The organism is Nonomuraea candida (genome assembly GCF_000725485.1).
In the GTDB taxonomy this organism is placed as follows: domain Bacteria; phylum Actinomycetota; class Actinomycetes; order Streptosporangiales; family Streptosporangiaceae; genus Nonomuraea; species Nonomuraea candida.
The window spans coordinates 433,521-459,344 of sequence record NZ_KL647031.1 but is presented as its reverse complement, the minus strand read 5'-3'; the positions used below and the strand labels follow the sequence as shown (position 1 = coordinate 459,344).

Sequence of the window (25,824 nt, the reverse complement as noted above, 5' to 3'; positions counted from 1 at the left end):
CGAGGGCAGTCGCTGGTCTCGACACACAGACCGGAGGCGAACATCATGACCACCTGGGCATGGGTGGCCGTCGTCGTGGTCGCGGTGGTGGCGCTCGCCGCAGTGGGTTACTTCGTGCTGCAGCAGCAGAAGCGCCGCAACCATCTCCGCGAACGCTTCGGCCCGGAGTACGAACGCATAGTCGCCGAGCACGACAACCGGCGGGAGGCGGAGCAGGAGCTGCTCCACCGCGAGCAGCGGCACGCCGAGCTCGACATCCGTCCCCTGACGGAGGAGGCGCGCGACACCTACGCCAGCCGCTGGATCGAGGTGCAGGAACGCTTCGTGGACGCGCCCGGCTTCGCGGTGACCGAGGCCGACCAGCTCGTCACGGCGGTGATGGCGGAGCGGGGTTACCCGACCGACGACTTCGAGCAGCGCCTGTCCGACCTGTCGGTGGGGCACGCGGCGACGCTCGACCACTACAGGACGGCTCACGAGATCAGCGGCCGCGCGGCCAGGAAGGAGGCCTCCACGGAGGACCTCCGGCAGGCCATGGTGCACTACCGCGCGCTGTTCGAGGAACTGCTGCACGAGACCACCCGAGGACGGTGAACCGATATGGGCGACGAGCTGAAAGTGCCGTCGCAACGTGACGAGGCCCGCAAGAACGACGAGGAGAGGACCACCCCCGGCGCCGGTGAGGCCCGCGTCGCCACCACCGGCGGCGACCCCACCACGAACCGGGACGACCGCGACAACGACGGCCGGGACAAGGACGACTGGGACAAGGACGGCCGCGACAAGGACGGCCGGCCCGGAGACGTCCTGGACGGAGACGGCCGGTTCAAGGACGGCCGCGACGGCAGTCGCGCCGGCGACGAGGAGTTCGCCCGGGACGGGCGGCTCGACGATGACGGGGTGACCGGCCGCAGTCCGCGCGTGGACGACGAGTACGCGGCCGCCGTCCCCGGCGCCACGACCGGCGGCGCCACCCCCGGCACCGTATCCCCGACCAGCGGCGCCCCCGGCTCCGCGGCCCCGACCGGCGGCAGTGTTCCCGGCGCCCCGACCGGCGGCAGTGTTCCCGGCGCCCCGACCGGCGGCAGTGTTCCCGGCGCCCCGACCGGTGGCGCCATCCCCGGTGTCGCTCCCGCCGCGGCCGTCCCCGCCCCCGGCGACACCACCGACGACGAGGAAGCACCGTACCGGGACCCGTATGCCAGGACCGGCGGTGGCATGGAGGCCGGGCCCGACCCGGCGCACGCCACCCCGCAGGCCGGCGAGACGCCGGCCCACGCCGCCCCCGACGACATCGTCCTGTTCGACCAGGACCCCACGCAGGTGCAGGCCCGCTGGCGCGACCTGCAGTCCTCCTTCGTGGACGACCCGGGCCAGGCGGTGCGGCGGGCCGACGGGCTGGTCAGCGAGGTGGTGGAGTCGCTCACGACCACCCTCACCTCGCGGACCGGCGCCCTGCGCGACCGCTGGAAGGACGCCGAGGCCTCCGACACCGAGCAGCTGCGCCTGGCGCTGCGCGACTACAGGAGCGTCCTGGAGCGCCTGCTCGCCCTGTCCAGCAAGTCCCCCACTCAGCCTGCTCAATACCAGAGTCAGGAAATGAGGTGACATGACATGCTCGCGGTCATCGCAGCGATCATCTTCGGGTTGGGCTTCCTGCTCGACCTGGTAGGCGCATCGATCCCCGGCGGGTTCTCCGGCATGACGTTCGTCCTGCTGGGGCTGACCCTGCTGGCCCTGCACCAGGCAGGTGTCGGCACGGCCAGCATCCGCACGGGATACAGCAACTGGCGCCGCCGGAGCACGGCGGGCCCCCGCCCTGGACGGCAAGCCCTGCCGGGAACGGCGTGGACGGCCCCATGGACGGCCCGTAGATGGCGGGCCCCGCCGAGCCCCACCGGGAACGGCGTTGGACGGCGGGCCCCGCTGTCACCCCTTGCCGGGGAAGCGCATGATCACCGTGCTGCCGCCGCTGCCGACGCGCAGGGTCAGGTCCGAGGAGAGCAGGCGGGCCACCCAGAGCCCCATCCCGCCCACGGACCCGGGCAGCGGGCCCGGCTTCCAGGCGCCCTCGTCGTGCACCTCGACGACGAGATCCCCGCCGATCACCCAGGTCCGGATGAAGGCGTCGCCGGCCCCGTGCGTGACGGCGTTGGTCGCCACCTCGTTGACGGCGATGACGAAGTCGCCGATGGCCTCTTCCGGCATGCCGGCGGCCCGGGCTTCGTCCTCGGCGAACTGCCGGACCTGCGGGAGGTCCGGCAGCCGGAAGAGAAGCTTCTTCACGGGCGCGCCGGGTGGCGGGCTCGTGTAGCCCGACTGAGGCTCGACGTCCTCGTTCACCCGGCGACCGCCCTCGTCAGCCGACCAGCTCGGTGCGCAGCTGGTCGAGAACTTTGCGGAGAATGCGCGAAACATGCATCTGAGAGATTCCGAACTCGGCCGCGATCTCGGCCTGCGTCATGTTGCCGAAGAAGCGCAGCAACAGGATGTGCTTCTCGCGGGAGGGCAGCGCGTCGATGAGCGGCTTGACGGCCTCCCGGTCGACCATGTTGCTCAGCGTGTCGTCGTCCTCGGGGATGACGTCGCCGAGCGAGGCGGCGTCGTCGTCGGTGCCGAGGGGCGCGTCGAGCGACAGGGTGCTGTACGCCGCGGAGGCGTCGAGGGTGAGCAGCACGTCCTCCTCGCTGATGTTCATCTTCGCGGCCAGCTCCGCCACGGTCGGGGACCTGCCGAGGTCCTGACTGAGGTCGGCCACGAGCCGGTTGAGCTCCGAACGGCGCTCCTGGTAGAGCCGGGGCACCCGGATGGCCCAGGTGCGGTCGCGGAAGTGGCGCTTGACCTCGCCGGTCATCGTCACGACCGCGTAGCCCCTGAACGCGTGTCCGAGGGTCGGGTCGAAGCCGTTGACGGCTTTCATCAGGCCAACATACGCGGCCTGGAGGAGATCCTCCAAAGGCTCGCCCCGGTAACGGTAGCGTCTGGCGATCTCCATGGCGAGCGGCCGGTGCATCTCGACGATGCGCTCGCGCAGGCGCTCCTTGTGGCTGTCGGGTGTCTCCTCCCTGACCATCTCGGCCAGGAGTTCTTCCGCGGTCATCTCCTCGAGGACGTATTCCTGCACAGCCATGGCTGCTCCTCATATGGATCGCAGGCGCGCCCCTGACATGCGAAAAAGCCCATGCAGAGGCACGCCTCGCTCTACTCTCGAGACCGAAGCCCTCTGCTGGACTTCGGATCCAGTCTCCCCCATGTGGCGGGAAGTATTCCTCGATCGCGCGGTGACAGTAGGGTTGCCCCGTGACAATGCCGGAGAACGGCGAGGAGCCAGTGACGGCCCTCAGCCTGACGTCGACGACCACGGACGACATCACCGTGGTCAGGGTCGATGGCGTGCTCGACGCCACGACCCGCGCCCAGTTCGCCGACTATCTGGCGATGGCCGGCTCCGACCTGATCCTGGATCTGGCCGGGGTGACGTTCATGGATTCGCGCGCGCTCGGGCTGATCGTCCACCACTGGCAGACCAGCCTGGCGGCGGGCGCCAAGTTCGCGCTGATCGGTGTCGAATACTCCAAGTCCAAGGTGATGTGGATCACAGGGCTGGCCCAGCGCCTGCCGCTCTACGACACCCTGGACGAGGCGCTGGCCGCCATCAGCTAAGCCGAGACGACCCGACGGAGGCCCCCGAGGACAAGCCCCCAAGGACACCCGGCGCCCGGCACGCCCCGGCGCCCGGACCGCTCGTTTCAGCGCTTCGACGACGACTTGCGCTGATGCTCCTCGACCAGCAGCCTAGCCAGGTCGGCCACCTTGACCTGGTGATGCTGGGAGATGCGGCGCAGCTCCTCGAAGGCCGCCTCGGCGGTGCAGTTGCTGGTCTGCATGATGATGCCCTTGGCCTGGTCGATCACGGACCGGCCGGCCAGGGCCTCCTGGAGCTGGGCGGCGTCGGTGCGCACCTCCTCGAACTCCCACATGTTCGACATGGCCACGCCCACCTGCTCGGCCAGCATGTCGGCCAGCGCGCCCGCGCCGTGCGGGGAGAACGCCCCCGGACGCACCGAGTAGAGCCCGACGACCAGCAGCGCCGGCGGCACCTCGATGGGCACGACGAGCGCCGAGCGCACGCCCCAGCGGGTGGCCAGCGCGTCGTAGCGGGGCCAGCGGGTCTCTTTGAGCACGTCGGTCACGGTCGCCCGGCCGCCGCTCTGCCGGGCCTCGATGGACGGGCCCTCGCCGAGCTCGCGTTCGCCCTCGACGAGCATGATGAGCTCGCTGTGCGAGCCGGAGACCAGGACCCGGTGGTCGCGCCAGTGCTCCGCGGAGGCTCCCGAGCAGTTGGGCACGCCCGCCGCCAGCGCCGTGGTCAGGCCGCGCAGCACGCTTTCCGTCGAGGTGTCCTCCCCCAGCCGGCCCAGCGCCGCCAGGTCGCGGGCGAGCCCCGGAGTGATCATCGCGGTTGATTCCATAGCAACAAGCCTCTACCCCTTATGGCTAGCATTATCCCGAGTGGCGTAGCGTCAGACCATGACCATGCCGGACCTCGAACACGCGCTAGACGCGCTGGCCGGGCGCGTCTCGTCGTTGCGTGCGGCGAGGGCCGCCTACCCCGCCGACCTGGCCCCCACGCTCGACGCCGCCCTGGCCGAGCTCGACACCGCCGCCGAGCTGCTGGCCGAGGCCCGCGCGGAGCTGCGCAAGGCTCCCAAGCGGGCCAAGAAAGACGGGGCGCAGCGGGAGCTGAAGCTGCTGCGCCAGGTCTTCAGGGCCTTTCCCGTGCCCGTCATCGTGCTCGACGGCGGCGGCGTCGTCAGGCGCATCAACCCCGAGACCTCACGCGTGCTGGGCAGCCCCGACGGCTACCTGGTGGGCCGGTCGTTCCCGCTGCTGGTGGACGTGTCGCGGCGGGCGGCGTTCCGGTCGCACCTGACGTCGGTGCTGCAGACCGGGCAGCCGTCGGCGTTCGAGACGCGGCTGGCGCACCAGGGGCGCACCCACACCGTGCAGCTCGCGCTGACCAGGCTGACGATGCCGGGCGAGCCGCAGCAGATGGTGGCGGCGGTGGCGCTGCCCACCGAGGTGCAGGTGCCCGAGCCGGGCGCGCGCCGGCCCGAGCAGACCGACGGCGCGCTGCTGCTGGCCGCGGCCAGGCGGCAGGACCTGCTGACGCGGATGGCCAGGCTGCTGCTGGACGAGGAGGCGCTGGTGCGCCCCGTCGCGCTGCAGCGCTCCATGCGGCTGCTGGCGGCCGAGTGGGCCGACTGGGTGATCGCCGACGTGGTGCGCGACGGCATTCCGCGCCGCTCGGTCGTCATGGCGCCCAAGGACCACCCGCTGGGCGACCTCGTACGCCAGGTGGAGTCCGCCGAGCCGGCCGGCAGCCAGCTCGTGCTGCAGGTGCTGGAGCGCGGCTCCGGCGTGGTGCTGGAGATGGTGGACGACGACACGCTGCTCGGCTTCTGCGGCGACGGGCCGCTGCTGACCGCGATGGGCGCCGGCTCGGTGCTGTGCGTGCCGATGGGCCGCTCCGACGGGGCGCTGACGCTGGTGCGCGGGCACGACAAGACCCCGTTCACGCTCGCGGACCTGGCCGTCATGCAGGAGGTCGGGCTGCAGATCGGCCTGGCCGTACGCGCCCAGAGCAGCTTCCAGAGCCGCTCGCGCGCCGCGGACGCGCTGTCGGCCAGCGTGGCCCCGCGCAACCTGCCCGACGTGCCCGGCTACGAGGCGGCCGCCGTCTACCATCCGGGCTCGTCGGTGGGCGCCGAGTTCTACGACGTCTTCCCCGTCTCCGGCGGGTGGGGCTTCGCGCTGGGCGGGGCCGCGGGCAAGGGCGAGGAGGCGGCCTCGGTCAGCGCCATGGTGCGCGGCGGGCTGCGGGTGCTCAGCGTCTGGGAGTCCGACCCCGACCTGGTGATGCGCAAGGTCAACGAGGCCCTGGTGGAGCAGGGCAGCGGCATGTTCGTGATGGCCGTGGCGGGCTTCGTCAAGGGGCGCGAGATCCGGCTGTCGTCGGCCGGGCACCATCCGGCCGCGGTGTTGTCGCCGGACGGCGGCGTGCGCTTCGCCACCGGCGGCGGCGTGCCGCTGGGCATCGCCCGCGAGGCGGAGACCGGGGTGGAGACGCTGAAGGTGGCCCAGGGCGAGACGCTGGTGCTCTACTCGGAGGGGCTGATCTCCTCCAGGGACGAGAGCGGCGAGCCGTACGGCGAGGAGCGGCTGGCCGACGTGCTCAGCCGGTGCGCGGGCCAGGCGCCGTCCACCGTGGTCAAGGCGGTGGAGGCCGACCGGCACACGTTCTCGGGCGGCCAGGTGTGGGACGAGATCGTGGTGTTCGCGCTGCGAGGTGTCTGACCGCGGGGTGTCTGACTGTGAGGTGTCTGACTGTGAGGTGTCTGATCTGCGGGGGTTTGCGATCTGCACGAATCTGGGTATGGTCGGAGTTGTAGCAACGACGTGCCTAAGACGCAGGCACACCTTTAACGCTTTCCACGCCGAGGTGTGCCATGAATATCGCGATCGTCGCTTCCGCCAACGGTAACCAGCGCCACCGCATTCTGTCTGTCGCTCGTGAGCTGGGCCGTGAGCATCACGTCACCATCTACTCCCGTCGTGACAACGCCGAGGGCAAGCCCAAGACGCGGGTGGCCCCGGGGGTCACGCTGGAGCACATCGACGTGGGCCCGGCCAAGCAGCTTGCCGGCGACGACGTGGTGCCCTATCTCAACGAGGTGGGCAACCAGTTGATGCAGCGGTGGAGCCAGGAGCGGCCCGACGTGATCCACGCGCACTCGTGGACCGGCGGGCTGGCCGCCGTGGCGGGCGCCAAGGGGCTCGGAGTCCCCGTGACGCAGACGTTCCACACCGTCGACGCCACGCACGTGGAGCTGGAGCGGGCGCTCGGCCGCCGGGCCGACGCGGTCATCGCGGGCTCGGGTGACGAGGAGTCGGCGCTCATCAGGCTGGGCGTGCCGCGCAACAACATCGCCGTGGTGCCGTACGGCGTCGACACCGAGCGCTTCCAGCGCCGGGGCGCGGTCGCCACGCGCGGCACCCGCAAGCGCCTGCTGCACGTCGGGCCGCTGTCCATCGACCGCGGCGCGCACACCATCGTGCGGGCGCTGCAGGGCCTCGGCGACGTCGAGCTCGTCATCGCCGGCGGGCCCGAGCCGGAGGACCTCGACCAGGACAGGGACGCGCGCCGGTTGCGCGCGCTGGCCGAGCAGCTCGGCGTGGCCGACCGGGTGACGCTGCTCGGGCAGGTCAAGCGGGCCGCGGTGCCCAAGCTGATGCGCAGCGCGGACGCCGTGGTGTCGGTGCCGCGCGAGGCCGTGACGGGCATCGTCGCGCTGGAGGCCATGGCCTGCGGCGTGCCGGTGATCGCCTCCGCCGTGGGCGCGCACCTCGACTCCATCATCGACGGCGTCACCGGGCTGCTGGTGCCGCCGGACCGGCCCGCCCGCACCGCGCGGCTGGCCCGCGAGCTGCTCTACGACCCCACCCTGCGCACCGCGCTCGGGTACGCGGGCGCCGACCGGGCGCGCTCGCGCTACTCCTGGGAGCGCGTGAGCCAGGAGCTGGTACGCGTCTACGAGGCCGCCTGCGCCTGAGAGCGCACGAGGCGGCCGGGCCGACCACCCCGCGCCCGGCCTTCCGCAAGAACCCCGGGCATTCGTAGCACACCGTCCTTCCGCAGAGCACCGTCCTTTCGCAGAGCACCGTTCTTCCGCAGAAAACCGGGCATCAGGACACCGGCAGGTGGCAACGGCCACCTGCCGGCGCCATGTCCGGCACCTCAAAGTGTGACGAAAGTGACCGATGGGACGGATGGGCTGACATCCCGGCGAAACCTTGCTTCGATGGTCCGTATGTCCAGACGCAGCCTGATCACGGCGGCGGCGGTGCTCGCGGGCCTCGCCGCCCTCCCCCAGACCGCCCACGCGCAGACCTCGCCGTCCTGGGGAGACCCCGTCCTCGTGGAGAACTTCGCCGGCTCCTCGGTCGACACCAGGCGATGGATGATCTACCACTCGCCGGACGCCGAGCGTAATCCGCGCACCGGCAGGGCGGCCACGGTCGCGAACGGCGTGCTGCGCCTCAAGGGCGGCATGTACGGCGGCAAGGACCTGTCGGGCGGCGTGGCCACCCGGCTCGCCCAGGAGTACGGGCGCTGGGAGGTCAGGTTCAGGGCGGAGGCCGGAGCCGGCTACACGCCGGTGGCGCTGCTCTGGCCGGCCGCCCAGGGCGAGGGCGGCGACTACGCCGAGATCGACTTCGCCGAGATCGTCGACCCGAAGCGGCGCGGCGGCGGCATCTTCGTGCACGGCGGGCACGGCCGGGCCCAGCGGCAGCTCCGCGCGGACTTCACCCGGTGGCACACCGCCGCCGTGGACTGGCTGCCGGGACGGCTGACCTTCTGGCTGGACGGCAGGAAGGTCTGGGACTACCGGGGCGAGCACGTGCCGCGGGGCCGGCGGATGGGACTGGCGCTGCAGAACGACGTGGTGTGCGAGCCGCGCTGCCGCGACTCCGCCACGCCGGCCACCGTCTCGATGTACGTCGACTGGGTGAAGGTCTACAAGGCCCGCTGACCCCGCCGGCCCGCGAGGGCGCTCAGTCCTCCCTCTTCGCCCTGGCCTCGGCCTCGGCGGCGTCCATGGCCGCCGCCTCCTCGGGGGTGGGCGCGGAGCCGCCGAGGTGGGCGGGCTGCCACCACACGCCCGGGGGGATCTCCGGGTAGGTGCGCTGCGCCCGGTCCACCAGCTCCGACAGCCGGGTGTGCAGGGTGGCGGTGTGCTCGGCGACGTTCTCCCCGCGCTTGGGGTGCATCGGCTCGCCCACGAGGATGGTGACCGGGACGTGCCGCTGCAGCAGCTTGCGCGGCCGGCCCTTGGTCCACAGCCGGTGGTCGCCCCACAGCGCCACCGGGATCACGGGGGTGTTGGTGGCCTGCGCCATCCGGATGGCGCCGTTCTTGATCTCCTTGACCGTGAACGAGCGGCTGATCGTGGCCTCGGCGAACACGCCCACCACCTCACCGGCCTTGAGCATGCGCAGCGCGGTCGCGTACGAGCCCGCGCCGGCGTCGCGGTCGACCGGGATGTGGTGCATGCCGCGCATCAGCGGCCCGGAGATGCGGTTGTCGAACACGTCCTGCTTGGCCATGAACCGGACCAGCCGCTTCGCCGGCAGCGCGGCGAAACCCGCGAAGATGAAGTCGAGGTAGCTGATGTGGTTGCTCACCAGTACCGCTCCCCCGGACCGCGGCACGTGCTCGGTCCCCTCCATGTGGAAGCGGATGTCGAGCACGCGAAAGAGGGTCCGCGCGGCGGCGATCACCGGCGGGTACACGATCTCAGCCATGAGCAGAAGGTAACCTACTCGGCCGGGTGTGACGGTAGCCGGAGGCCGCCGGCCACCGTGACCGCGTCCACTCCGCCCCCGCCACGGCGCTTGCGCGGTCGTGAAAACGGGCAGATGTTTTGACCATGAAGAAGCTCATCAACACGGCAGACTCCGTCGTTGAGGACGCGCTGAACGGCATGGCCGCGGCCCACCCGTCGTTGCGGGTCCGCGATCGGGTGGTCTACCGGGCCGAGGGCCCGCGGCCGGGCAAGGTGGGGCTGGTCTCGGGCGGCGGCTCGGGGCACGAGCCCCTGCACGCCGGTTTCGTCGGTCACGGCATGCTCGACGCGGCCTGTCCCGGCGAGGTCTTCACCTCGCCGGTGCCCGACCAGATCATCGAGGCCACGAAGGGCGTCGACGGCGGCGCCGGGGTGCTGCACATCGTCAAGAACTACACCGGCGACGTGCTCAACTTCGAGATGGCCGCCGAGCTGGTCGAGGGCGTCGAGGTGGCCTCGGTGCTGGTCGACGACGACGTCGCCGTCCAGGACTCCCTCTACACCGCGGGGCGGCGCGGCACCGGCGCGACGCTGTTCGTCGAGAAGATGGCCGGGGCGCTGGCCGAGGAGGGCGCGCCGCTGGCGCGGGTCGCCGCGGTGGCGGCCGAGGTGGACGAGCGCAGCAGGTCCTTCGGCATCGCGCTGAGCTCGTGCACCACCCCCGCCGCCGGCAAGCCCACCTTCGACCTGCCGGAGACGGACGTGGAGCTGGGCATCGGCATCCACGGCGAGCCCGGCAGGGCGCGGGTGCCGATGGTGTCGGCGCGCGAGCTGGCGGGCGTGGCGATGGAGGCGATCCACGGCGACCTGCCGCTCACCGGCGACCTGCTGGTGATGGTGAACGGCATGGGCGGCACGCCCCTCATGGAGCTGTACGTGGTGTTCGCGGAGGTGGCGGCGTTCGTCAAGGGCAAGGGGGCGCGGGTGTCGCGCTCGCTGGTCGGCAACTACGTGACGAGCCTGGAGATGCAGGGCTTCTCCGTGACGGTCTGCCGCCTCGACGACGCCCTCACCCGATGGTGGGACGCGCCGGTCGAGACGCCGGGGCTGCGGTGGGGGCGATGATGGAGGCCGAGCTGTTCGTGGCCTGGTTCGAGGAGGCGGCCCGGCAGGTCCGCGACAACCGCGACCGGCTGACCCGCCTCGACGCGGCGATCGGCGACGCCGACCACGGCACGAACATCGACCGCGGGCTCACCGAGGTGCTCAAGGAGCTGGCCGAGTCGGCGCCGCGCTCCCCCGGGGAGGTGCTCACGACCGCGGGCGCGACGCTGATCCGCCGCGTCGGCGGCGCGTCGGGGCCGCTGTACGGGTCGCTGTTCCGCCAGATGGGCAAGACGCTGGAGTCGCCGGTGACGCTGGCCCGGTTCGCGGGGGCGTTCGAGGAGGGCGTGGTGGCGGTCGAGCGGCTGGGCAAGGCGACGATGGGCGACAAGACCATGGTGGACGCGCTGATCCCGGCCTCGCGGGCGCTGGCCCTGGCCGTACGCGACGGGGTGGACGTGCGCCGGGCGCTCGACCAGGCGGCGCGGGCCGCCGCGGAGGGCGCCAAGACCACGATCCCGCTCCAGGCCCGCAAGGGGCGGGCCAGCTACCTCGGCGAGCGCAGCATCGGCCACGAGGACCCCGGCGCGGCGTCGGCGGCGCTGTTCATGGCGGCGCTGGCCGCCGTGGCCACCTGAGGGGGCGCCGTGGTCGGCGTGGTGCTGGTCTCCCACAGTGCCGGGCTGGCGGCCGAGACGGTGGCGCTGGCCCGCGGCATCGCGGGCGAGGACGTGCCCGTGGCGGCGGCCGGCGGGACCTGGGAGGGCGGGCTGGGCACGAGCGTGGACGTCATCGAGGCGGCGGTGCGCGGCGTCGATCAGGGGGACGGGGTGGTGCTCATCCCCGACCTCGGCAGCTCGGTGCTCACCGCCCGGCTGCTGGAGGACGCCGGGCGGGTGGTGGTGGCGGACGTGCCGTTCGTGGAGGGGGCGATCGCGGCGGCGGTGACGGCGGGCGCGGGCTCGCCGCTGGCCGAGGTGCTGGCCGCCGCCGAGGAGGCCCGCACCTACCGCAAGCTCTGACCGTCCGCGCCCGCTCGCCCGCGCCCGATCTCAGTGGCCCTTGAAGGCCTCCTCCAGCCACCAGGAGCCGCGTTCGGCGGTCACCTTGGCGTGGACCAGCAGCGGGCGCTCGCGCGGGCCCTTGAGCCACTCGGCCACGCCCGCGAGGTCCTCCCGCGCGGTGACGGTCACGGCGGCCATTCCGTGACCCCGGGCGATGGCGGCCAGGTCGGCCGGGGGGAAGGTGACGGTGTCCAGCGGGTGGCCGTGCGGGCCGAAGTGGTGCACCTCGGCGCCGTACGCCTCGTCGTCATACACGACGATCACCATGGGCAGGCCCAGCCGGACCACGGTCTCCAGCTCGGCCAGGCCCATGAACGCGCCGCCGTCGCCGAGCGCGGCCACCGGGAGCCGGTCGGGGCGGGCCACGGCGGCGCCGATCGCGCTCGCCAGGCCCAGCCCGACCGACTGGAACGCCTGCGTGAAGCAGAACCCGCCCTCGTCCGGCACGTCGAGGAACATCGACGGGTATCCCATGAAGTTCCCGGAGTCGACGGCCACGACGCGCTCGGCGGGCAGGAGGTCGTCGAGGGCGATCGTGAGCGTCCTGGGATCGATCCGGCCGCCGCCGCTCTCGTCCTCGTACGGCACGGCCCGCCAGCGCCCCTCGTCCCGGATGCGCCGTGCCACCTCGGGCGTGCGGTAGCCGCGGGCTGTGGGGCCGGCGGGCAGGGCGGCCGTCAGGGCGCGGGCGACGTGGGCCGCGTCGCCCGTCACGCCCAGGTCGGCGGGGACGTGCGTGGTGAAGGCCGCCGGGTCGAGGTCCACCTTGGCCACCCTCGTGCCGGAGGAGATCAGCGAGCCGTGGCGGGTGGTCCACATGTTCAGCGCGCAGCCCCAGGCCACGACCAGGTCGGCCCCGCGGATCAGCTCGGCCGTCAGCGGCGTGGCGAAGCCCCCGGACACGTCCAGGTCCCACGGGCTGCCCCGGAACAGGCCCCTGGCCACCGCGGAGGTCGCCAGCAGCGCCCCCGTCCGCCCGGCCAGCTCCTCCAGCTCCCGGCGCGCGTGCCGGGCGCCCCGCCCGGCGATGAAGACCGGCCGCGCCGCCGCCTCCAGAGCCTGCGCCAGCGCCGCCAGCTCCCCCTCCACCGGGGACGGCGGCGCGGATGGCAGGGTGGGCGGAAGGAGGCGGGTGACGAGGGCGGGCACGTCGGGCGGGCCGGCGTAAGGGGCGGACTGGACGTCGAGCGGCAGGTTCAGCAGGACCGTGCGCCGCTCCGCCACCGCCACCCGGTATGCCTCCACCACCTGCTCCACCGCCGCCGCGGCGTCCGTGACCCGCAGCGCCACCGCCCCCACCGCCGTGGCCAGCCCGGCCTGGTCGATGTGGAAGTTGGACTGCGCCTCCCGGGTCTCCCCGGCCGGCACGATCAGCGGGGTGCGGCTCTTGGCCGCCTCGGCGATGCCGGTCAGGGCGTTGGTGAGCCCGGGCCCCTGGTGCACCGACACGATCGCGGCCCGGCCGCTCATCCGGGCGTAGGCGTCGGCCATGGTGGCGGCCCCGCCCTCGTGGCGGGCGGCGACGAAGCGCACGCCGGCGGCCACGAGGGCGTTGGTGACGTGGAAGTTGCCGCTGCCGACCACCCCGAAGGCGGCCCCGGCCCCGCAGGCGGCCAGGGCCCGGCCCACGGCCTCGGCGACGATCAACGTTCCACCAGGGCCAGCACGCGCACGGGGCTGCCCGAGCCGCCCACGATGGGCAGCGGCGGCGCGACCACGACGGCCCCGGTCACCGGGAGGCGGTCGAGGTTGCGCAGCTGGGTCAGGCCGTACTTGCCCGCGCCCAGCAGGTAGGAGTGGCAGGGGAAGGCCGGGTCGAAGGAGTGGGCGGCGCCCGCGTCGGTGCCGACGGTCTCGACGCCGATGCCGAGGACGGGGGTCTCGGCGGCCAGCCACCGGGCGCACTCGGCGGAGACGCCGGGGGTGTGCGGGCCGGTCTCGTCGGCGTTCAGGAAGGCGGCCTGGTCGCCGGAGCGGGCGTCCCAGCCGGTGCGGTAGAGCAGCCAGCCGCCGTCGGGCAGCGGGCCGTTGGCCCGCTCCCACTCCTTGACGTGGTCGATCTGGAGGAGGAAGTCGGGGTCCTTGGCCGCCTCGGCGGCGAAGTCGAGCACCACGGCGGGCGCGATGAGGCTGCGCGCCGGCACCTGGGAGACGTCCTGCCCGTCGCGGGCGGTGACCCAGTGGACGGGGGCGTCGAAGTGCGTGCCGGTGTGCTCGCCGGTGTGGATGTCGTTCCAGTACCAGGCCGGGCCGCGGTCGTCGTAGCGGCTGATCTCCTCCAGCCGGAACGGGATCGTGTTGCCGAACGGCTCGGGCAACTGGAGGATCGGCGTCTCCGCCGAGAGGGGCGCGGTCAGGTCGATCACTTCGATCGCCCCGCTGCGCACGCTGTCCACGAAGCTCTGCAACACCGACATGGTCTTCCTCCTTGGTGGGCTGAGCGCATCCTCCTACTCCCGGCCCTACCAGTGCAAACGCCATGACAGGCGGTGATCGGGCCGGATCAGGCCCTGGTCCAGTCGGCGCAGCCGCCGGTCTGGAACGCCTTGTCGGTGGCCTGGATGGTGACGACGACGGGGCCGGCCGGCATGCCGGTGGCGATCACGCCGCCGGTTGTGTCGCGCAGCCTGGCCCAGTAGCACATGGGGAACCCGGAGGCGGGCCCGGTGGTGCGGTACGTGCCGGGCTGGATGTCGGTGCCGACGACGAGCGTCTTCAGCAGGGAGGACAGGTCGACGGCGGGCCCGGTCGCGCCGCCGCCGTCCGGCGGGGCCGTCTGGCCGGGCCCTGTCTGCCCCGGCTGGGGCTGTCCCGGCTGCCCGGTCTGCCCCGGCTGGGGCTGTCCCGGCTGCCCCGTCTGGCCGGGCTGGGGTTGCCCCGGCTGGCCGGTCTGGCCGGGCTGGGGCTGGCCGGTCTGACCCGGCTCGGGCTGGGTGGAGGGCTGGGCGGGGGCGGTCTCCTCGGGCAGCGGCGGCTCGCTCTCCTCGACCGTCACCGTGACCCTGGGCTCGGGCTCCTCCTCCGTCGTGCCCGCCCCGAACCCCACGAGCACCCCCAGCAGGAAGCCCAGCAGGGCGGCCAGCCCGGCGACGAGCACGATGATCGGTGGACTGCTCGTCGCCTTCGGGTATTCAGGCACCCGGGCGTAGTGGTCAGGAGGGGGCGGCCCGTACATCACGGGACCAAGCGTGCCACCCCTGTCAACGGTGCAGATAGTCGACGAGCGACGCCTTCTCGGTCTCCAGCTCCTCGATCGCGCTCTTGACCACGTCGCCGATGCTCACGATGCCGACCAGGCGGTCCCCGTCGACGACCGGCACGTGGCGGAAGCGCTGGGTGGTCATGGTGCGGCGCAGCGAGTCGACGTTGGCATCGGGGCCCACCGTGGTGACCTCGGTGGTCATGATCGCCGAGACGGGGGCGTCGAGGACCTCCGCGCCCCGGTCGTGCAGGCGCCGCACGACGTCGCGCTCGGAGACGATGCCCTCGATGGTGACGCCGTCGGTGGAGACGACCACGGCTCCGATGTTGTGCTCGGCCAGCCGGGCGAGCAGTTCGCGCACGGTCGCCGCGGGCGACACGGTCGTCACCTCGCTGCCCTTGCTCCGAAGGATCGTACCGATGAGCATGTGCACCACCCCTGCCCTCAGTGTTCCAAGCCTGGGTCCAGGCAAACAAGGGCGTGGGGCGGCGTCAAGCGGTCACGTAGGCTGCTGCCGTACGAAATCCCGTACAAAAACCGCAATATCACCCAGGGATTGCCATATGACCGAGCCGCTCAACACCGGAAGCCACGACCTGCCCGTCACCGAGGAGCTGGCCGCCTTCATGCGCACCGGCTGGGCACCGGGCGCCGGGGCCGAGGTGAGCGCGCGGCCGATCGCGCCGTGGGCGGCCAAGCGGCGCGCCGCGCTGGCGCAGCGCTTCCCCGGCGAGCGGCTGGTGATCCCGGCCGGCACGCTGAAGGTGCGCAGCAACGACTGCGACTACCGGTTCAGGCCGCACAGCGCCTACTCGTACCTGACGGGGGCGAGCGAGTCGGACGACGTGCTGGTGATCGAGCCGTCCGGCCAGGCCGTCCTGTACGTCAGGCCGCGCGCCCCGCGCGAGGAGGGCCAGGAGTTCTACCGCGACCGCCGCTACGGCGAGTTCTGGGCCGGGCCGCGCCCCGACCTGGCCGAGGCCGCCGAGCTGTACCAGATCGAGTGCGCCCACATCCGCGACCTGGAGCTCGGGGCCCCGGCCAGGGTGCTGCGCGGGGTGGACGCCTCGGTGGACGCGCGGGTGCCGCGCGGCGACGGCGACGCCGAGCTGGAGTCGTTCCTGTCGGAGATGCGCCTGGTCAAGGACGAGTGGGAGCTGGGCGAGCTGCAGGGGGCCGTGGACGCGACCGTCCGCGGCTTCGAGGACGTCGTGCGCGCGCTGCCCAAGGCCATCGGGCACCCCAGGGGCGAGCGGTACCTGGAGGGCGTGTTCGGGCTGCGCTCGCGGCTGGAGGGCAACGCGGTCGGCTACGACAGCATCGTGGCGGCCGGGTCGCACGCCTGCGTGCTGCACTGGATCCGCAACGACGGCGCGCTCGACCCCGGCGACCTGCTGCTGATGGACGCGGGCGTCGAGGCGGACACCCTCTACACGGCCGACGTCACCCGCACCTTCCCGCTGTCGGGCCGGTTCAGCGCGGTGCAGCGGCAGGCGTACGAGCTGGTGTACGAGGCGCAGACGGCCGCCATCGCCACTCTGCGCCCCGGCGCCCGCTTCCGCGACTTCCACCTGGCGGCCATGCGCGTCATCTGCGACGGCCTGCGCGACTGGGGCCTGCTCAAGCAGTCCACGGACGAGCTGATGGAGACGGGCCTGTACCGCCGCTACACGCTGTGCAGCAGCGGCCACATGCTCGGCCTGGACGTGCACGACTGCGCCAGGTCCCGCGCGGAGGTCTACCTGGACGGCGTGCTGGAGGAGGGGCACGTGCTGACCGTGGAGCCGGGCCTGTACCTGCAGCCGGACGACCTGACGCTGCCCGAGGAGCTGCGCGGCATCGGCATCCGCATCGAGGACGACCTCGTGATCACGGCCGGCGGCGCGTCCCTGATGTCCGCCGCGCTCCCCCGCCACCCGGACGAGATCGAGTCGTGGATGAGCGCGCTGATGTAACGGCGCGGTCGCGTTTCGTACCCGGCTGACAACGTGTGAGCCGGGTCTCATCGCTTTCCCGCAAATTCCCGCCCGAGCATCGACTACTGGACGGCCCGTCAGTAAGGTTGCCAGTCCGTAGGCGGCGGAGGTGGTGATGGCCTGGTCCGGGCATGTCGGACGCCGCGCCGGCTCGGCCCTCGGCCAGGTCGGAGACCTGTTCGTCATCGTGCTGGAGGGCCTGCGCCGGAGCTGGGACGTCCGGCGCTGGTGGTGGGAGTTCGTCGACCAGTGCTGGTTCCTGGCCCGCGTCACCAGCGTCCCCGTCCTGCTGGTCGCCCTGCCGCTGGGCGCCACCGTCGCCTTACAGGTGGGCGAGCTGGCCCGCCAGCTCGGCGCCGGCTCGGCCACCGGCAGCGCGGTCTTCGTCGGCCTCATCCGCGAGGTGGCGCCGCTGGCCAGCGCGCTGCTCATCGCCGGGGCCGGCGGCAGCGCGATGACCTCCGACATCGGGGCGCGCCATATCCGCGACGAGCTGAGCGCGATGGAGGTCATGTCGGTCAACCCGATCCATCGCCTGGTCACGCCGCGCATGTGGGCGGCCAGCACGGTCGCGGTCTGCCTGTGCCCGCTCGTCATCGTGGCGGGCGCGGCCGGCGGCTACTTCTTCAACGTGGTCGTGCAGGGCGTCACGCCGGGCGCGTACTTCGACGGGGCGCTGTCGCTCGTCGTGGCCTCCGACCTGTACGTGACGCTGTTCAAGGCGTGGATCTTCGGCTTCGTCGCCGCCGGGGTGGCCTGCTGGAAGGGCATGACGTGCGCGACCAGCCCGGTGGGCGTGGGGCGGGCGGTCAACCAGGCGACCGTGGTGACGTTCATGCTGGTGTTCACGTTCAACTACGTGATCTCGGCCGTGTACTTCCTGGCCTACCCGCCGAGGTCGCTCTGATGGTCACGCGCATGGTCACGCGGACGGCCGGCCTGAGGCTCGCCCTGCGGGGCCGGGACGCCGCCGAGCGGTTCGCCACGCTGGCCGACTGGCCGGTGTTCGTGTGGCGGGTGCTGTTCTACTCCGTACGCGACGTCGTGCTGCGCCTGAAGTACGCCAAGGTCGTCCTGCGGCAGGTCAGCGACGTCGTGGTGGGCGTCGGCGCGACCGTCATCGGCGGCGGCATGATCTTCGTGGTGTTCACGATGGCGTTCGTCGTGGGCGCGACCGTGGGGCTGCAGGGCTACCAGGGGCTGCAGGCCATCGGCGCGGAGTCGTTCATGGGGCTGGTCGGCAGCTTCGCCAACGTCCGGGAGATCACCCCGATCATCGCCGCCACGGCGCTGGCGGCGCAGGTCGGCTCGTCGTTCACGGCGGAGCTGGGCGCGATGCGGATCTCCGAGGAGATCGACGCGCTGGAGGTGATGGGCATCAACGCCTTCACCTACCTGATCTGCACGCGGGTCGTGGCGGCGCTGCTGGCGCTGGTGCCGATCTATCTGATCGCGCTGTTCGCCAGCTTCTTCGCGACGCGGCTGATGTGCACCGTGCTGTTCGGGCTGGCGCCGGGGGTCTACGACTACTACTTCTACCTGTACCTGCCGGTCAGCGACATCGCGTTCAGCGTCGCCAAGGTCGCGGTGTTCGCCTTCGCCGTCATCGTGATCCACTGCTTCCACGGCTTCCACGCCACGGGCGGGCCGGTGGGCGTGGGGGTGGCGGCGGGCCGGGCCATCCGCCAGTCGATCGTCACGATCGTGCTGCTCAACCTGCTGCTGTCGTACGTGTTCTGGGGCGGCGGCGGCAACATACCGCTGACGGGGTGAGCCGGTGGCCCGAGCAGACCTCCCACTCCCCGCCCGCCTCGGCATCGCGCTGGCCCTGGTGGCGGTGCTGGCCGCGAGCGCCCTGTACGCCGTCCGCAACGCCACCGCGGTCCCCGGCACCCGCATCCAGGCGGTGTTCGGCCGGGCCGGGCAGGGCCTCGACGGCGGCTCCCCGGTCAAGATCCGCGGCGTCACGGTCGGCGAGGTGACCGGGCTCTCGCTCGACGCCAGGGGCCGGGCCGTGGTCACGATGCACGTGACCGTCAGGGTGCCGGCGACGGCGGTCGCCTCGGTGGAGCCGGCGTCGGTGTTCGGCCCCAAGTACGTCGGCCTGGAGCCCGGCGCGGGCGAGACCACGGGCCCGTACCTGGCGGCCGGCGCGGTGATCACCGACACCCGGGACCCCGTCGACCTGTCCGACACGCTCGGCGACGCCTACCGCGGCCTGGCCGCCGTCGATCCGCGCGAGGTCACGGTCATCGTGCACACCCTGGCCAAGGGGCTGGAGGGCAAGGGCGCGAGCCTGCGCGAGCTGATCGGCGACGCCGGCGAGGTCGTCGGCGTGGCGCACCGGCACCGGGCGCGGGCGCGGCAGTTCCTGCGCGACGCCGCCCTGCTCGGCACGGCCCTGTCGGACAAGGGGGACGACCTGGTCGCCATCTCCTCCGACGTCAACGTCATCACCCCCGGCCTGCTGGCGCGGGCCGGCAGGGTGCGCGCCCTGCTGGAGGAGGTCACCTCGCTCTCCGGGCAGGTCTCGCACGGCCTGGCCCGGCACCGGGGGAACCTGCGGGCCGGGGTGCGCTCCGGCGAGCGGGTGGCCGCGCTCATCTACGCCCAGCTCGGCCTGGCCGGCGACGGCGTGCGCGGCCTGGGCACGCTGGTCGGCCTGCTCAACGAGCTGATCGAGGCGCAGGGGCCCGGCGGCAGCCGCCAGCTCCAGGTGGAGGCGTTCATCGCCACCGACGTCTGCGAGCTGATCGTCGGCGCCTGCGGCCCGACCGACGGGAGGCGCTGAGGCATGGAACGTGTCCGCCGCCGCTGGACCTTCGTCCGCTTCGTGCTGTTCATCGGGCTGACCGGGTCGCTGATCGTGCTGATCGCCGTGCAGATCGCCCGCGTGGGCACGGGCGGCGGCTACCGGCTCGTCGCCGTGTTCGACGACGTCTCGGGGCTGGTCGAGGGCGACCAGGTCAAGATCGCCGGTGCGCCCGTCGGCCAGGTCGAGGCGATCAGGGTCGTGGACGGGCGGGCGGAGGTGAGCATGGAGGTGCTGGACGCGGTCAGGGTGCCCACCGACACCGAGGCCGCCGTACGCTGGCGCAACGCCGTCGGCCAGCGCGTGGTCTACCTGCTGCCCGGCACCGCCCCCGGCAGGCTGCCGCCCGGGTCGCGCATCACCCGCACCTCCTCCGTCGTGGACATCGGCGAGCTGGTCGGCGACCTCGGCCCGCTCACCCGCAGCCTGGACCCCGAGCAGATCAACCAGCTGCTCACCGCCGCCGCCACCGCCCTCAAGGGCAACGACGAGAACATCCCGCGCCTGCTCGACAACGTCAACGCCATCACCACCACCGTCGCCGAGCGCAAGCGGACGATCGAGCAGCTCCTGGAGGACTACGCGACCGTCACCGGCGTGGTGGCCAAGCGGGACAGGCAGATCGAGCGGCTCGTGGACAACCTCGTCACGCTGTCGGAGGCGTTCGCCCGCAACCGCAAGCTGGTGGACGACGCGCTGGTGGAGCTGTCGGCGACCTTCCACACCTCCAACGAGGTGCTCGGGAAGAACGCCGCCGAGCTGGGCCGCCTGGTCGACAACCTGTCCGGGCTGACCGGCGGCATCAGGCGGCACGTGGGCGAGATCGACAAGGTGGTCAGCACGTTCCCGCCGCTGTTCACGCGGGCGTACTCGACGGTCAGCCGGGGCCGCTACTTCATCACCGCCGTGCCCTGCCTGGCGCTGAACGCCGCGCCCTGCCCGTACGGGATGCGGGCGCCGCCGCCGCTGCGCAACACCAGGATCTCCAGCGAGAAGGACCTGCGGAAGCTGCTGGTGGGCCGATGATGGCGGGCAAGTCCTTCAGGGACCGCAACAAGCACGCCGTCGGGCTGGTGTCGCTGGCCACGCTGGCCGTGCTCCTCGTGACGACGTTCCTCGTGGGCAACCTGGGGCTGCTGGAGGGCGGCTACGTCGTGTCGGGCGTGTTCGCCGACTCCGGCGGGCTGCGCACCGGCAACGACGTCCGGGTCGCGGGGGTGCGCGTCGGCAAGGTCACCGAGGTGCGCGCCGACTACGGTCAAGGTCACGTGGTCGTGACGTGGAAGGTGGACGACGGCGTCCGGCTCGGCCGCGCCACCCGCGCCGACATCACCCTGTCCAACCTGCTCGGCGGCCGGTACGTCAAGCTCAGCGGCCCGGTCGCGCCCCCGTACCTCGACCAGCTCCCCGAGGAGCGGCGGCGCATCCCGGTCGAGCGCACCGGCGTGCCCACGCTCATCAACGACGCCGTCAAGGACGCCACCCGGCTGGTGGAGCGGCTCGACACCGGCGCCGTGGACGACCTGCTGGCCGAGCTGGGCAAGCTCGACGTGGTCAAGCGGGGTCGGGTCACCCGGCTGCTGGACGACATCGGCGACCTGGCCGACACCATCAGCAGGAGCGAGCCGCAGCTCCAGCGGCTGATCGACAACGGCACGAAGGTCATGGAGCTGCTGGAGAAGAAGGACCGGCAGCTCGGCCGGCTCATCGACGCCGTGGACGTCATGCTGACCGAGCTGCGCACGCGCAGGAACGAGCTGCGCACGCTGCTCGGCGACGGCAGCGAGCTGGTGCGGAGCACCACCCGGCTGATCGACGAGCACGAGGGGTCGCTGATCGAGGTGCTCGACGACAACGCGGCCATCACCACCCGGCTCAGCGGCAGCAACGAGCGGCTCAACACGCTGCTGGCCTGGGCGGGGCCGACGTTCTCCGGGCTGGCCACCATGGGCGGGCAGGGGCCATGGCTGGAGGCCATCGCCACCGGGCTCGGGCCGGTCAACCCCGAGGTGCTGGCCGCCATCGCGAAGGACGGCAGGAGTGACCGATGAGACGGCTCACGGCGGTGTTGCTGGCCTGGGTGCTGCTGGCCTCCGGCTGCGCGGCGGGGGCGGGACCGTACCGGCTGGTGGCGATCTTCGCCAGCGCGCCGTCCCTGTACGAGGAGGCGCGGGTGAAGGTGATGGGACTCGACGCCGGATACGTCGACCGGATCCGGATCTCCGGCGACAGGGTGCGGGTCGAGCTGCTGATCGACCCGCGCGTGCCGCTGCCGTCCGGGGTCAAGGCCGTGGTCGCGCCGCAGAACACGCTCGGCGAGCGCAACGTCGTGCTCTACCCGCCCTGGCGGCCGGGCCAGCAGCGCATCCGGCCGGGCGCGACCATCCCGCTGGAGCGCACCGACCTGCCGGTGGAGATCGACGAGGCGCTGGACGCCTTCACCCGGCTGACCGACGCGCTCGACGGCGACAAGCTCGGCGACGTGGCCGGCGACCTGGCCGACGGCGTCAGAGGGCGGGGCAGGACGATCAACAAGGCGATCGCCGACACCTCCGAGCTGACCGGCGTCCTGGCCAAGCAGGACCAGCGCCTCATCGAGCTGGCCGACGGGCTGAACAAGCTGGCCACCAGCCTCAACGAGCGCGAGAGCCAGGTGACCGGCGCGATCGACGCCTTCTCCGAGGCCGGCGCGATCCTGGCCGACGAGCGGCGGCGGCTGCGCGGGTTCGTCTCGTCCATGGCCGGCTTCGTCCGGCGCGGCGACGTCATCATCGAGCAGTACGCGCAACGGCTGCCGCGGGCCGCCACCACGCTGGCCGAGCTGGTGCTCACGGTCAGGGCCAACAGCGCGTCGGCGGCGCGGGCGGTCAAGGGCGCGGCCGACTTCGCCGACGTGCTGATCGACTCCTGGGACAGGAGGCAGCACGTGCTGAAGATCCGCGTCGTGCTCAACGCGATGACCAGGGCCTGGCTGACGCCGCTGTTCGACGCGCTGGACCTGGGCGAGGTGCCGTGCCTGCCCGGCGGCCTGAGCAACTGCCCCTTCCAGCGGCGGGGAGGCGCCCGATGACCCTGCGACCGGCCACCGCCTGCGCGGCGCTGCTCCTGACCGCCTCGTGCTCGCTGCAGACGCTCGGCGCGACCACCGGCGACCTGACGCTGAACGCCGTCTTCGACGACGTGCAGAGCCTGGTGACCGGGCACAGCGTGCAGATCTCCGACGTACGCGTGGGCACCGTGACCGGCATCCGGCTGGAGGGCTACCGGGCCAGGGTCACCATGTCGATCCTGTCGGCGCACCGGGTGCCCGAGGGCAGCACGGCCACCGTGGCCAAGACGTCCGTGCTGGGCGAGAACTACGTGCTGCTCAGCCCGCCGCCGGGCAAGGACCTGGCCACGGGGCCGTACCTGAAGGACGGCGCGACCGTCGCCGACACCTCCGTGGAGCCGGACATCGAGCAGGTCACCGCGCGGGCCGGGCCGCTCATCGAGGCGCTCGGGGCGCAGGACGTCAACGCCGTCCTCGACGCCGCCGCCACCGCCTTCTCCGGGCAGGGCGCCGACGTCAACCGGCTGATCAGGCGGACCGCGCAGGTCACCGACGCCTACGCCGCCGCCCGCCGCGACCTGGCCACCTCGATCGACTCCCTGGCCAGGCTCGGGGACGACCTCGCCGAGGGCAGCGCCGAGCTGGACCGGCTGCCGGGCACCCTGTCCGCCGCCACCGAGCGCCTCGCCCACGGGCGGCGGCACGTGAAGAAGGCCGTGGTCGCGCTGACCAGGCTGGCCAAGGAGGCCAACCTCACCGTCTACCCGCGCCACGCCGCCCGGCTGCGCACGCTGCTGCGCGAGCTGGAGGCCGTCTCCTCCGCCATGCAGCGGGGCAAGGAGGACCTCAAGACGCTGGTGGCCAGGCTGCAGAAGTTCATCGACGCGCCGCCGATCACCGTCAACGGGCAGGTGCTGATCTACGTGTGGCTGAAGGGCCTGCTGCCGTCGGTGCGGGACCAGCCCGCGCCGGACCGGGCCGAGGACTTCCGGCTGCTGCTGGGGCCGCCGCGATGAAACGGCGCATCTGGCTCAACCTGGGCTTCTTCGTGCTGCTGGGGATCGTCATGACGGTCTGGGCGTTCAGCACGATCATCCGGCTGGACGCGATCGAGCGGCCCTACCGGGTCTCGGCCGAGTTCGTCTCCTCCCCCGGGCTGATCCGGGGGTTCGACGTGGCGTACCTGGGGGTGCGGGTCGGCAGGATCGGCGACGTGCGGCTGGCGCCCGGCAGGATCGTGGTGGGGCTGGACATCGACAGGGAGGTCCGGCTGCCGAAGGGCGTCACGGCCGAGGTGCGCCGCCGCTCGGCCATCGGTGAGCCGTACGTCGAGCTGTCGCCGCCCGCCGCCGGCGTCACCGGGCCCCCGCTCGCCGCCGGCGACACGATCCCGCTGGCCAGGACGACCGTGCCGCTGGACTACAAGAAGCTGTTCGAGGGGGTCGGCAAGCTGCTGAACGCGGTGCCGCCCGAGGACGCCGAGACCATCGTGCACGAGCTGGCCGTCGCGCTCGACGGGCGGGCGCCCGCGATCAGGCGCATCATCGACGACGCCCACTCCCTGACCGGCACCCTGGCCGACAACGCCGAGCTGCTCGACGACCTGTCCGTGCAGCTCACCCGGCTCACGCACACGCTGGCCGGCAGGCGGGGCGAGCTGGCCTCGGGGATCACGGACCTGAGCGCGGTGACGGCCGCGCTGCGGGAGTCGCGTACGGACCTGCACGCCTTCCTCGACCGGGGGCCCGGCGTCTTCGCCCGGCTCGACGCGGCCGTCAGGTCGTCCAGGCCGGGGTTCTCGTGCCTGCTGACGGCGGCCGGGCTGCCGCACCGGCCGGTGTTCTCCGCGCGCACCTCCCAGGACGTGCACCACCTGCTGAGCATCATGCCGACCGCGCTGAGCCTGGCCGGCGACATCACCGACCGGCGCGGCGACACCGTGTACGGCAAGGCGGCGTTCGTCTTCAGCGTGCCGGGCGGGCCCACGCCCGCCGAGGAGTACGCGGGCCCGCTCGGCCCGCCCACGGTGCCCCGGCTCCGCGCCTGCCCCGCCCGCGCACCCGCCGCCGACCCCGGGAGCGGCGCCGACTCCAGGACGGGCACCGGCTCCAGGACGGGTGCCGACGCCGGAACCGGCGCCGGCCCCGGAGACGGCGCCGACCGCCGGGCGGACGCCGCCGACCGCCCGGACCCCACCGACCGCCCGGACCCCACCGGCAGTCCCGGCCCCGGCGAGGACGCCCCCTCCCCGGACGGGTCCGCCGCCCCCGAATCCCGTGAGACCCCCAAGGGCACGGCCGCCCCCCGTGCCGCGTCCGGCACCCCGACGAACGCCATCCCGCTGATTGCCGCGATCTTCCTCGCCGTGGTGGCGAGTGGTGGCATCGTGGGCTGGACCGCCGCGGGCCGGGCCGCCCGCCGCCGTGAGGAGTCACGATGACCACCAGCCAGGACCTCACCGATCAGGCCCACCCCGCCGCCCCGCCCGAGGACACCGCTCCCCCTGCGGCCACCACCCCGGAGGCCACCGCTGCAGAGGACGCAGCTCCGGAGGACGCCGTCCGGAGCGGGGACGCCACGCCGCCTCCGGACGCCGCCGCGCCGGAAACCGCCGCACCCGGGCCGGACGGCCCGAAGCCTCCCGCCACGCAGGCGGAAGAGGCCGGGGAGGCGGAGGCCGGGCGGTTGCGGGGAGCGGCCGGGGTGAGGCGGGCCAAGGTGCTGGGCGCGCTGGCCGCGATGCTGGTGACCGCGCTCGCCGCCACCGCGGTCCTGCAGTGGATGGCCGCCGCCCGGGCCCAGGACGCCGGCGCCAGGCTGGAGTCCGAGCGCGCCCTGCGCCTGGAGGTCTCCGGCGCGGCGGCCGCGTTCAGCCGCGCCCTGCTCGGCTACGACTACCGCAGCCTGCAGAGCAGCCGCTCGGCCCTGGCGGCGCAGGCCACGGGCGACTTCCTGGCCACCTACGACGCGGCCTTCGGCGGCGCGATGGCGCAGGTCATCGTCAAGCTCAAGGCGACCGCGCAGGCCACGGTGCGCGAGGTGTACGTGGCCGACGTGGACGAGGCCACCGCCCGCGCCATCGTCGTGGTGGACCAGCAGGTGAACACTTCCGAGGCGATCCGCTCGGTGAAGGATTCCCATCTTAAGATCAGCCTTGTGAAGGAGAAGGGGACCTGGAAGATTCATGACGTGACCGTGCTCGGCGCGGCCTCGGAAGACCAGTACAACCTCAACGGCGACGACGAGAAGAAGAAGGACTGACGATCGGCC

27 protein-coding genes are annotated in these 25,824 nt (G+C 72.8%); 19 read left to right on the top strand and 8 right to left on the bottom strand.

The features are described 5' to 3' along the window. Positions 1-45: 45 nt before the first annotated feature. Positions 46-594 (top strand): hypothetical protein, encoded by a 549-nt coding sequence (locus IO39_RS46030; protein ID WP_043639002.1) that lies wholly within the window; start codon positions 46-48, stop codon positions 592-594. A gap of 6 nt (positions 595-600) precedes the next feature. Then, complete coding sequence (locus IO39_RS51680; protein ID WP_052424222.1) at positions 601-1,608, top strand: hypothetical protein; 1,008 nt, start codon at positions 601-603, stop codon at positions 1,606-1,608. 321 nt (positions 1,609-1,929) lie between these two features. On the opposite strand, the gene IO39_RS46020 is transcribed toward IO39_RS51680, so the two are convergent. Then, complete coding sequence (locus IO39_RS46020; RefSeq protein WP_245642641.1) at positions 1,930-2,286, bottom strand: ATP-binding protein; 357 nt, start codon at positions 2,284-2,286, stop codon at positions 1,930-1,932. Between the two features lie 73 nt (positions 2,287-2,359). Then, the gene (locus tag IO39_RS46015) at positions 2,360-3,130 is read right to left on the bottom strand and encodes a SigB/SigF/SigG family RNA polymerase sigma factor (protein ID WP_043638998.1); all 771 of its coding nucleotides are present in this window, start codon (positions 3,128-3,130) and stop codon (positions 2,360-2,362) included. Positions 3,131-3,306: 176 nt separating this feature from the next. Between IO39_RS46015 and IO39_RS46010 the strand changes: the two genes are divergently transcribed. Beyond that, positions 3,307-3,663 (top strand): STAS domain-containing protein, encoded by a 357-nt coding sequence (locus tag IO39_RS46010; RefSeq protein WP_052424221.1) that lies wholly within the window; start codon positions 3,307-3,309, stop codon positions 3,661-3,663. 86 nt (positions 3,664-3,749) lie between these two features. Here the strand turns inward: IO39_RS46010 and IO39_RS46005 are convergent, their stop codons facing one another. Continuing rightward, positions 3,750-4,472, bottom strand: a complete 723-nt coding sequence (locus tag IO39_RS46005; RefSeq protein ID WP_043638993.1) for a GAF and ANTAR domain-containing protein — start codon at positions 4,470-4,472, stop codon at positions 3,750-3,752. A 58-nt stretch (positions 4,473-4,530) separates the two neighbouring features. On the opposite strand from IO39_RS46005, the gene IO39_RS46000 reads away from it, so the two are divergent. From IO39_RS46000 to IO39_RS51675, 3 genes are all read left to right on the top strand, one after another. Then, complete coding sequence (locus IO39_RS46000; RefSeq protein WP_245642640.1) at positions 4,531-6,357, top strand: SpoIIE family protein phosphatase; 1,827 nt, start codon at positions 4,531-4,533, stop codon at positions 6,355-6,357. Positions 6,358-6,509: 152 nt separating this feature from the next. Beyond that, positions 6,510-7,613 (top strand): glycosyltransferase, encoded by a 1,104-nt coding sequence (locus IO39_RS45995; protein ID WP_043638986.1) that lies wholly within the window; start codon positions 6,510-6,512, stop codon positions 7,611-7,613. Between the two features lie 258 nt (positions 7,614-7,871). Next, positions 7,872-8,594, top strand: coding sequence for a glycoside hydrolase family 16 protein (locus tag IO39_RS51675; RefSeq protein ID WP_052424220.1), 723 nt, complete (start codon positions 7,872-7,874; stop codon positions 8,592-8,594). A gap of 22 nt (positions 8,595-8,616) precedes the next feature. Here IO39_RS51675 and IO39_RS45985 read toward each other — a convergent pair whose 3' ends face one another. Further along, positions 8,617-9,366: a lysophospholipid acyltransferase family protein gene (locus IO39_RS45985; RefSeq protein WP_043638983.1), complete on the bottom strand. Its 750-nt coding sequence runs from the start codon at positions 9,364-9,366 to the stop codon at positions 8,617-8,619. Between the two features lie 125 nt (positions 9,367-9,491). Between IO39_RS45985 and dhaK the strand changes: the two genes are divergently transcribed. The 3 genes from dhaK to IO39_RS45970 are packed head-to-tail and all read left to right on the top strand — an operon-like array spanning position 9,492 to position 11,473. Further along, a complete protein-coding gene (gene dhaK, locus IO39_RS45980; protein WP_043638980.1) occupies positions 9,492-10,472 on the top strand; it encodes a dihydroxyacetone kinase subunit DhaK in 981 nt (326 codons plus the stop codon). Then, positions 10,469-11,089 (top strand): dihydroxyacetone kinase subunit DhaL, encoded by a 621-nt coding sequence (gene dhaL, locus IO39_RS45975; RefSeq protein ID WP_245642639.1) that lies wholly within the window; start codon positions 10,469-10,471, stop codon positions 11,087-11,089. Before dhaK ends, dhaL begins: the two co-directional genes overlap by 4 nt. Positions 11,090-11,098: 9 nt before the next feature. Next, complete coding sequence (locus IO39_RS45970) at positions 11,099-11,473, top strand: PTS-dependent dihydroxyacetone kinase phosphotransferase subunit DhaM (protein WP_043638978.1); 375 nt, start codon at positions 11,099-11,101, stop codon at positions 11,471-11,473. A gap of 30 nt (positions 11,474-11,503) precedes the next feature. On the opposite strand, the gene IO39_RS45965 is transcribed toward IO39_RS45970, so the two are convergent. The 4 genes from IO39_RS45965 to IO39_RS45945 all read right to left on the bottom strand — a co-directional run bounded on the left by IO39_RS45965 (position 11,504) and on the right by IO39_RS45945 (position 15,144). Then, positions 11,504-13,162: a thiamine pyrophosphate-binding protein gene (locus tag IO39_RS45965; protein WP_043638976.1), complete on the bottom strand. Its 1,659-nt coding sequence runs from the start codon at positions 13,160-13,162 to the stop codon at positions 11,504-11,506. Next, positions 13,159-13,932, bottom strand: coding sequence for a cyclase family protein (locus IO39_RS45960; protein WP_043638974.1), 774 nt, complete (start codon positions 13,930-13,932; stop codon positions 13,159-13,161). Before IO39_RS45960 ends, IO39_RS45965 begins: the two co-directional genes overlap by 4 nt. 86 nt (positions 13,933-14,018) lie before the next feature. Further along, the gene (locus IO39_RS55675) at positions 14,019-14,654 is read right to left on the bottom strand and encodes an Rv1352/Rv1906c domain-containing protein (protein WP_157549873.1); all 636 of its coding nucleotides are present in this window, start codon (positions 14,652-14,654) and stop codon (positions 14,019-14,021) included. Between the two features lie 61 nt (positions 14,655-14,715). Continuing rightward, complete coding sequence (locus IO39_RS45945; RefSeq protein WP_043639813.1) at positions 14,716-15,144, bottom strand: CBS domain-containing protein; 429 nt, start codon at positions 15,142-15,144, stop codon at positions 14,716-14,718. A 136-nt stretch (positions 15,145-15,280) separates the two neighbouring features. On the opposite strand from IO39_RS45945, the gene IO39_RS45940 reads away from it, so the two are divergent. The 10 genes from IO39_RS45940 (at position 15,281) to IO39_RS45895 (ending at position 25,815) form a co-directional block, all read left to right on the top strand. Continuing rightward, entirely contained in the window at positions 15,281-16,672 is a 1,392-nt protein-coding gene (locus tag IO39_RS45940; protein WP_043638971.1) for an aminopeptidase P family protein, read from the top strand. A gap of 136 nt (positions 16,673-16,808) precedes the next feature. Next, positions 16,809-17,600, top strand: coding sequence for an MlaE family ABC transporter permease (locus IO39_RS45935; protein ID WP_043638969.1), 792 nt, complete (start codon positions 16,809-16,811; stop codon positions 17,598-17,600). Between the two features lie 11 nt (positions 17,601-17,611). Further along, entirely contained in the window at positions 17,612-18,466 is an 855-nt protein-coding gene (locus tag IO39_RS45930; RefSeq protein WP_084774700.1) for an MlaE family ABC transporter permease, read from the top strand. Between the two features lie 4 nt (positions 18,467-18,470). Continuing rightward, complete coding sequence (locus tag IO39_RS45925; RefSeq protein ID WP_043638963.1) at positions 18,471-19,484, top strand: MCE family protein; 1,014 nt, start codon at positions 18,471-18,473, stop codon at positions 19,482-19,484. A gap of 3 nt (positions 19,485-19,487) precedes the next feature. Then, complete coding sequence (locus tag IO39_RS45920; protein ID WP_043638960.1) at positions 19,488-20,531, top strand: MCE family protein; 1,044 nt, start codon at positions 19,488-19,490, stop codon at positions 20,529-20,531. Then, positions 20,528-21,556 (top strand): MlaD family protein, encoded by a 1,029-nt coding sequence (locus IO39_RS45915; RefSeq protein WP_245642638.1) that lies wholly within the window; start codon positions 20,528-20,530, stop codon positions 21,554-21,556. Before IO39_RS45920 ends, IO39_RS45915 begins: the two co-directional genes overlap by 4 nt. Next, positions 21,553-22,575: an MCE family protein gene (locus tag IO39_RS45910; protein WP_043638955.1), complete on the top strand. Its 1,023-nt coding sequence runs from the start codon at positions 21,553-21,555 to the stop codon at positions 22,573-22,575. Before IO39_RS45915 ends, IO39_RS45910 begins: the two co-directional genes overlap by 4 nt. Continuing rightward, positions 22,572-23,570: an MCE family protein gene (locus IO39_RS45905; RefSeq protein ID WP_043638952.1), complete on the top strand. Its 999-nt coding sequence runs from the start codon at positions 22,572-22,574 to the stop codon at positions 23,568-23,570. Before IO39_RS45910 ends, IO39_RS45905 begins: the two co-directional genes overlap by 4 nt. Beyond that, complete coding sequence (locus tag IO39_RS45900) at positions 23,567-24,994, top strand: MlaD family protein (RefSeq protein ID WP_043638949.1); 1,428 nt, start codon at positions 23,567-23,569, stop codon at positions 24,992-24,994. The genes IO39_RS45905 and IO39_RS45900 overlap by 4 nt, the downstream gene beginning before the upstream one ends. Then, positions 24,991-25,815 carry a hypothetical protein gene (locus IO39_RS45895; protein WP_043638947.1) on the top strand — a complete coding sequence of 275 codons (825 nt, stop codon included), beginning with the start codon at positions 24,991-24,993 and terminating at the stop codon, positions 25,813-25,815. Before IO39_RS45900 ends, IO39_RS45895 begins: the two co-directional genes overlap by 4 nt. Positions 25,816-25,824 lie beyond the last annotated feature (9 nt).

Excerpts from the sequence above, each read along its gene's own strand:
- IO39_RS46010 (WP_052424221.1), top strand. The coding sequence starts at position 3,307 with ATGCCGGAGAACGGCGAGGAGCCAGTGACGGCCCTCAGCCTGACGTCG.
- IO39_RS45945 (WP_043639813.1), bottom strand. The coding sequence starts at position 15,144 with ATGCTCATCGGTACGATCCTTCGGAGCAAGGGCAGCGAGGTGACGACC.
- IO39_RS45915 (WP_245642638.1), top strand. The coding sequence starts at position 20,528 with ATGATGGCGGGCAAGTCCTTCAGGGACCGCAACAAGCACGCCGTCGGG.
- IO39_RS45960 (WP_043638974.1), bottom strand. The coding sequence starts at position 13,932 with ATGTCGGTGTTGCAGAGCTTCGTGGACAGCGTGCGCAGCGGGGCGATC.
- IO39_RS45930 (WP_084774700.1), top strand. The coding sequence starts at position 17,612 with ATGGTCACGCGGACGGCCGGCCTGAGGCTCGCCCTGCGGGGCCGGGAC.
- IO39_RS45935 (WP_043638969.1), top strand. The coding sequence starts at position 16,809 with ATGGCCTGGTCCGGGCATGTCGGACGCCGCGCCGGCTCGGCCCTCGGC.
- IO39_RS45895 (WP_043638947.1), top strand. The coding sequence starts at position 24,991 with ATGACCACCAGCCAGGACCTCACCGATCAGGCCCACCCCGCCGCCCCG.
- IO39_RS46015 (WP_043638998.1), bottom strand. The coding sequence starts at position 3,130 with ATGGCTGTGCAGGAATACGTCCTCGAGGAGATGACCGCGGAAGAACTC.
- IO39_RS45900 (WP_043638949.1), top strand. The coding sequence starts at position 23,567 with ATGAAACGGCGCATCTGGCTCAACCTGGGCTTCTTCGTGCTGCTGGGG.
- dhaK (WP_043638980.1), top strand. The coding sequence starts at position 9,492 with ATGAAGAAGCTCATCAACACGGCAGACTCCGTCGTTGAGGACGCGCTG.
- IO39_RS45985 (WP_043638983.1), bottom strand. The coding sequence starts at position 9,366 with ATGGCTGAGATCGTGTACCCGCCGGTGATCGCCGCCGCGCGGACCCTC.
- IO39_RS45905 (WP_043638952.1), top strand. The coding sequence starts at position 22,572 with ATGACCCTGCGACCGGCCACCGCCTGCGCGGCGCTGCTCCTGACCGCC.
- IO39_RS45910 (WP_043638955.1), top strand. The coding sequence starts at position 21,553 with ATGAGACGGCTCACGGCGGTGTTGCTGGCCTGGGTGCTGCTGGCCTCC.
- IO39_RS46030 (WP_043639002.1), top strand. The coding sequence starts at position 46 with ATGACCACCTGGGCATGGGTGGCCGTCGTCGTGGTCGCGGTGGTGGCG.
- IO39_RS51675 (WP_052424220.1), top strand. The coding sequence starts at position 7,872 with ATGTCCAGACGCAGCCTGATCACGGCGGCGGCGGTGCTCGCGGGCCTC.
- IO39_RS45995 (WP_043638986.1), top strand. The coding sequence starts at position 6,510 with ATGAATATCGCGATCGTCGCTTCCGCCAACGGTAACCAGCGCCACCGC.
- IO39_RS45920 (WP_043638960.1), top strand. The coding sequence starts at position 19,488 with ATGGAACGTGTCCGCCGCCGCTGGACCTTCGTCCGCTTCGTGCTGTTC.
- IO39_RS46005 (WP_043638993.1), bottom strand. The coding sequence starts at position 4,472 with ATGGAATCAACCGCGATGATCACTCCGGGGCTCGCCCGCGACCTGGCG.
- IO39_RS51680 (WP_052424222.1), top strand. The coding sequence starts at position 601 with ATGGGCGACGAGCTGAAAGTGCCGTCGCAACGTGACGAGGCCCGCAAG.
- IO39_RS46000 (WP_245642640.1), top strand. The coding sequence starts at position 4,531 with ATGACCATGCCGGACCTCGAACACGCGCTAGACGCGCTGGCCGGGCGC.
- dhaL (WP_245642639.1), top strand. The coding sequence starts at position 10,469 with ATGATGGAGGCCGAGCTGTTCGTGGCCTGGTTCGAGGAGGCGGCCCGG.
- IO39_RS45940 (WP_043638971.1), top strand. The coding sequence starts at position 15,281 with ATGACCGAGCCGCTCAACACCGGAAGCCACGACCTGCCCGTCACCGAG.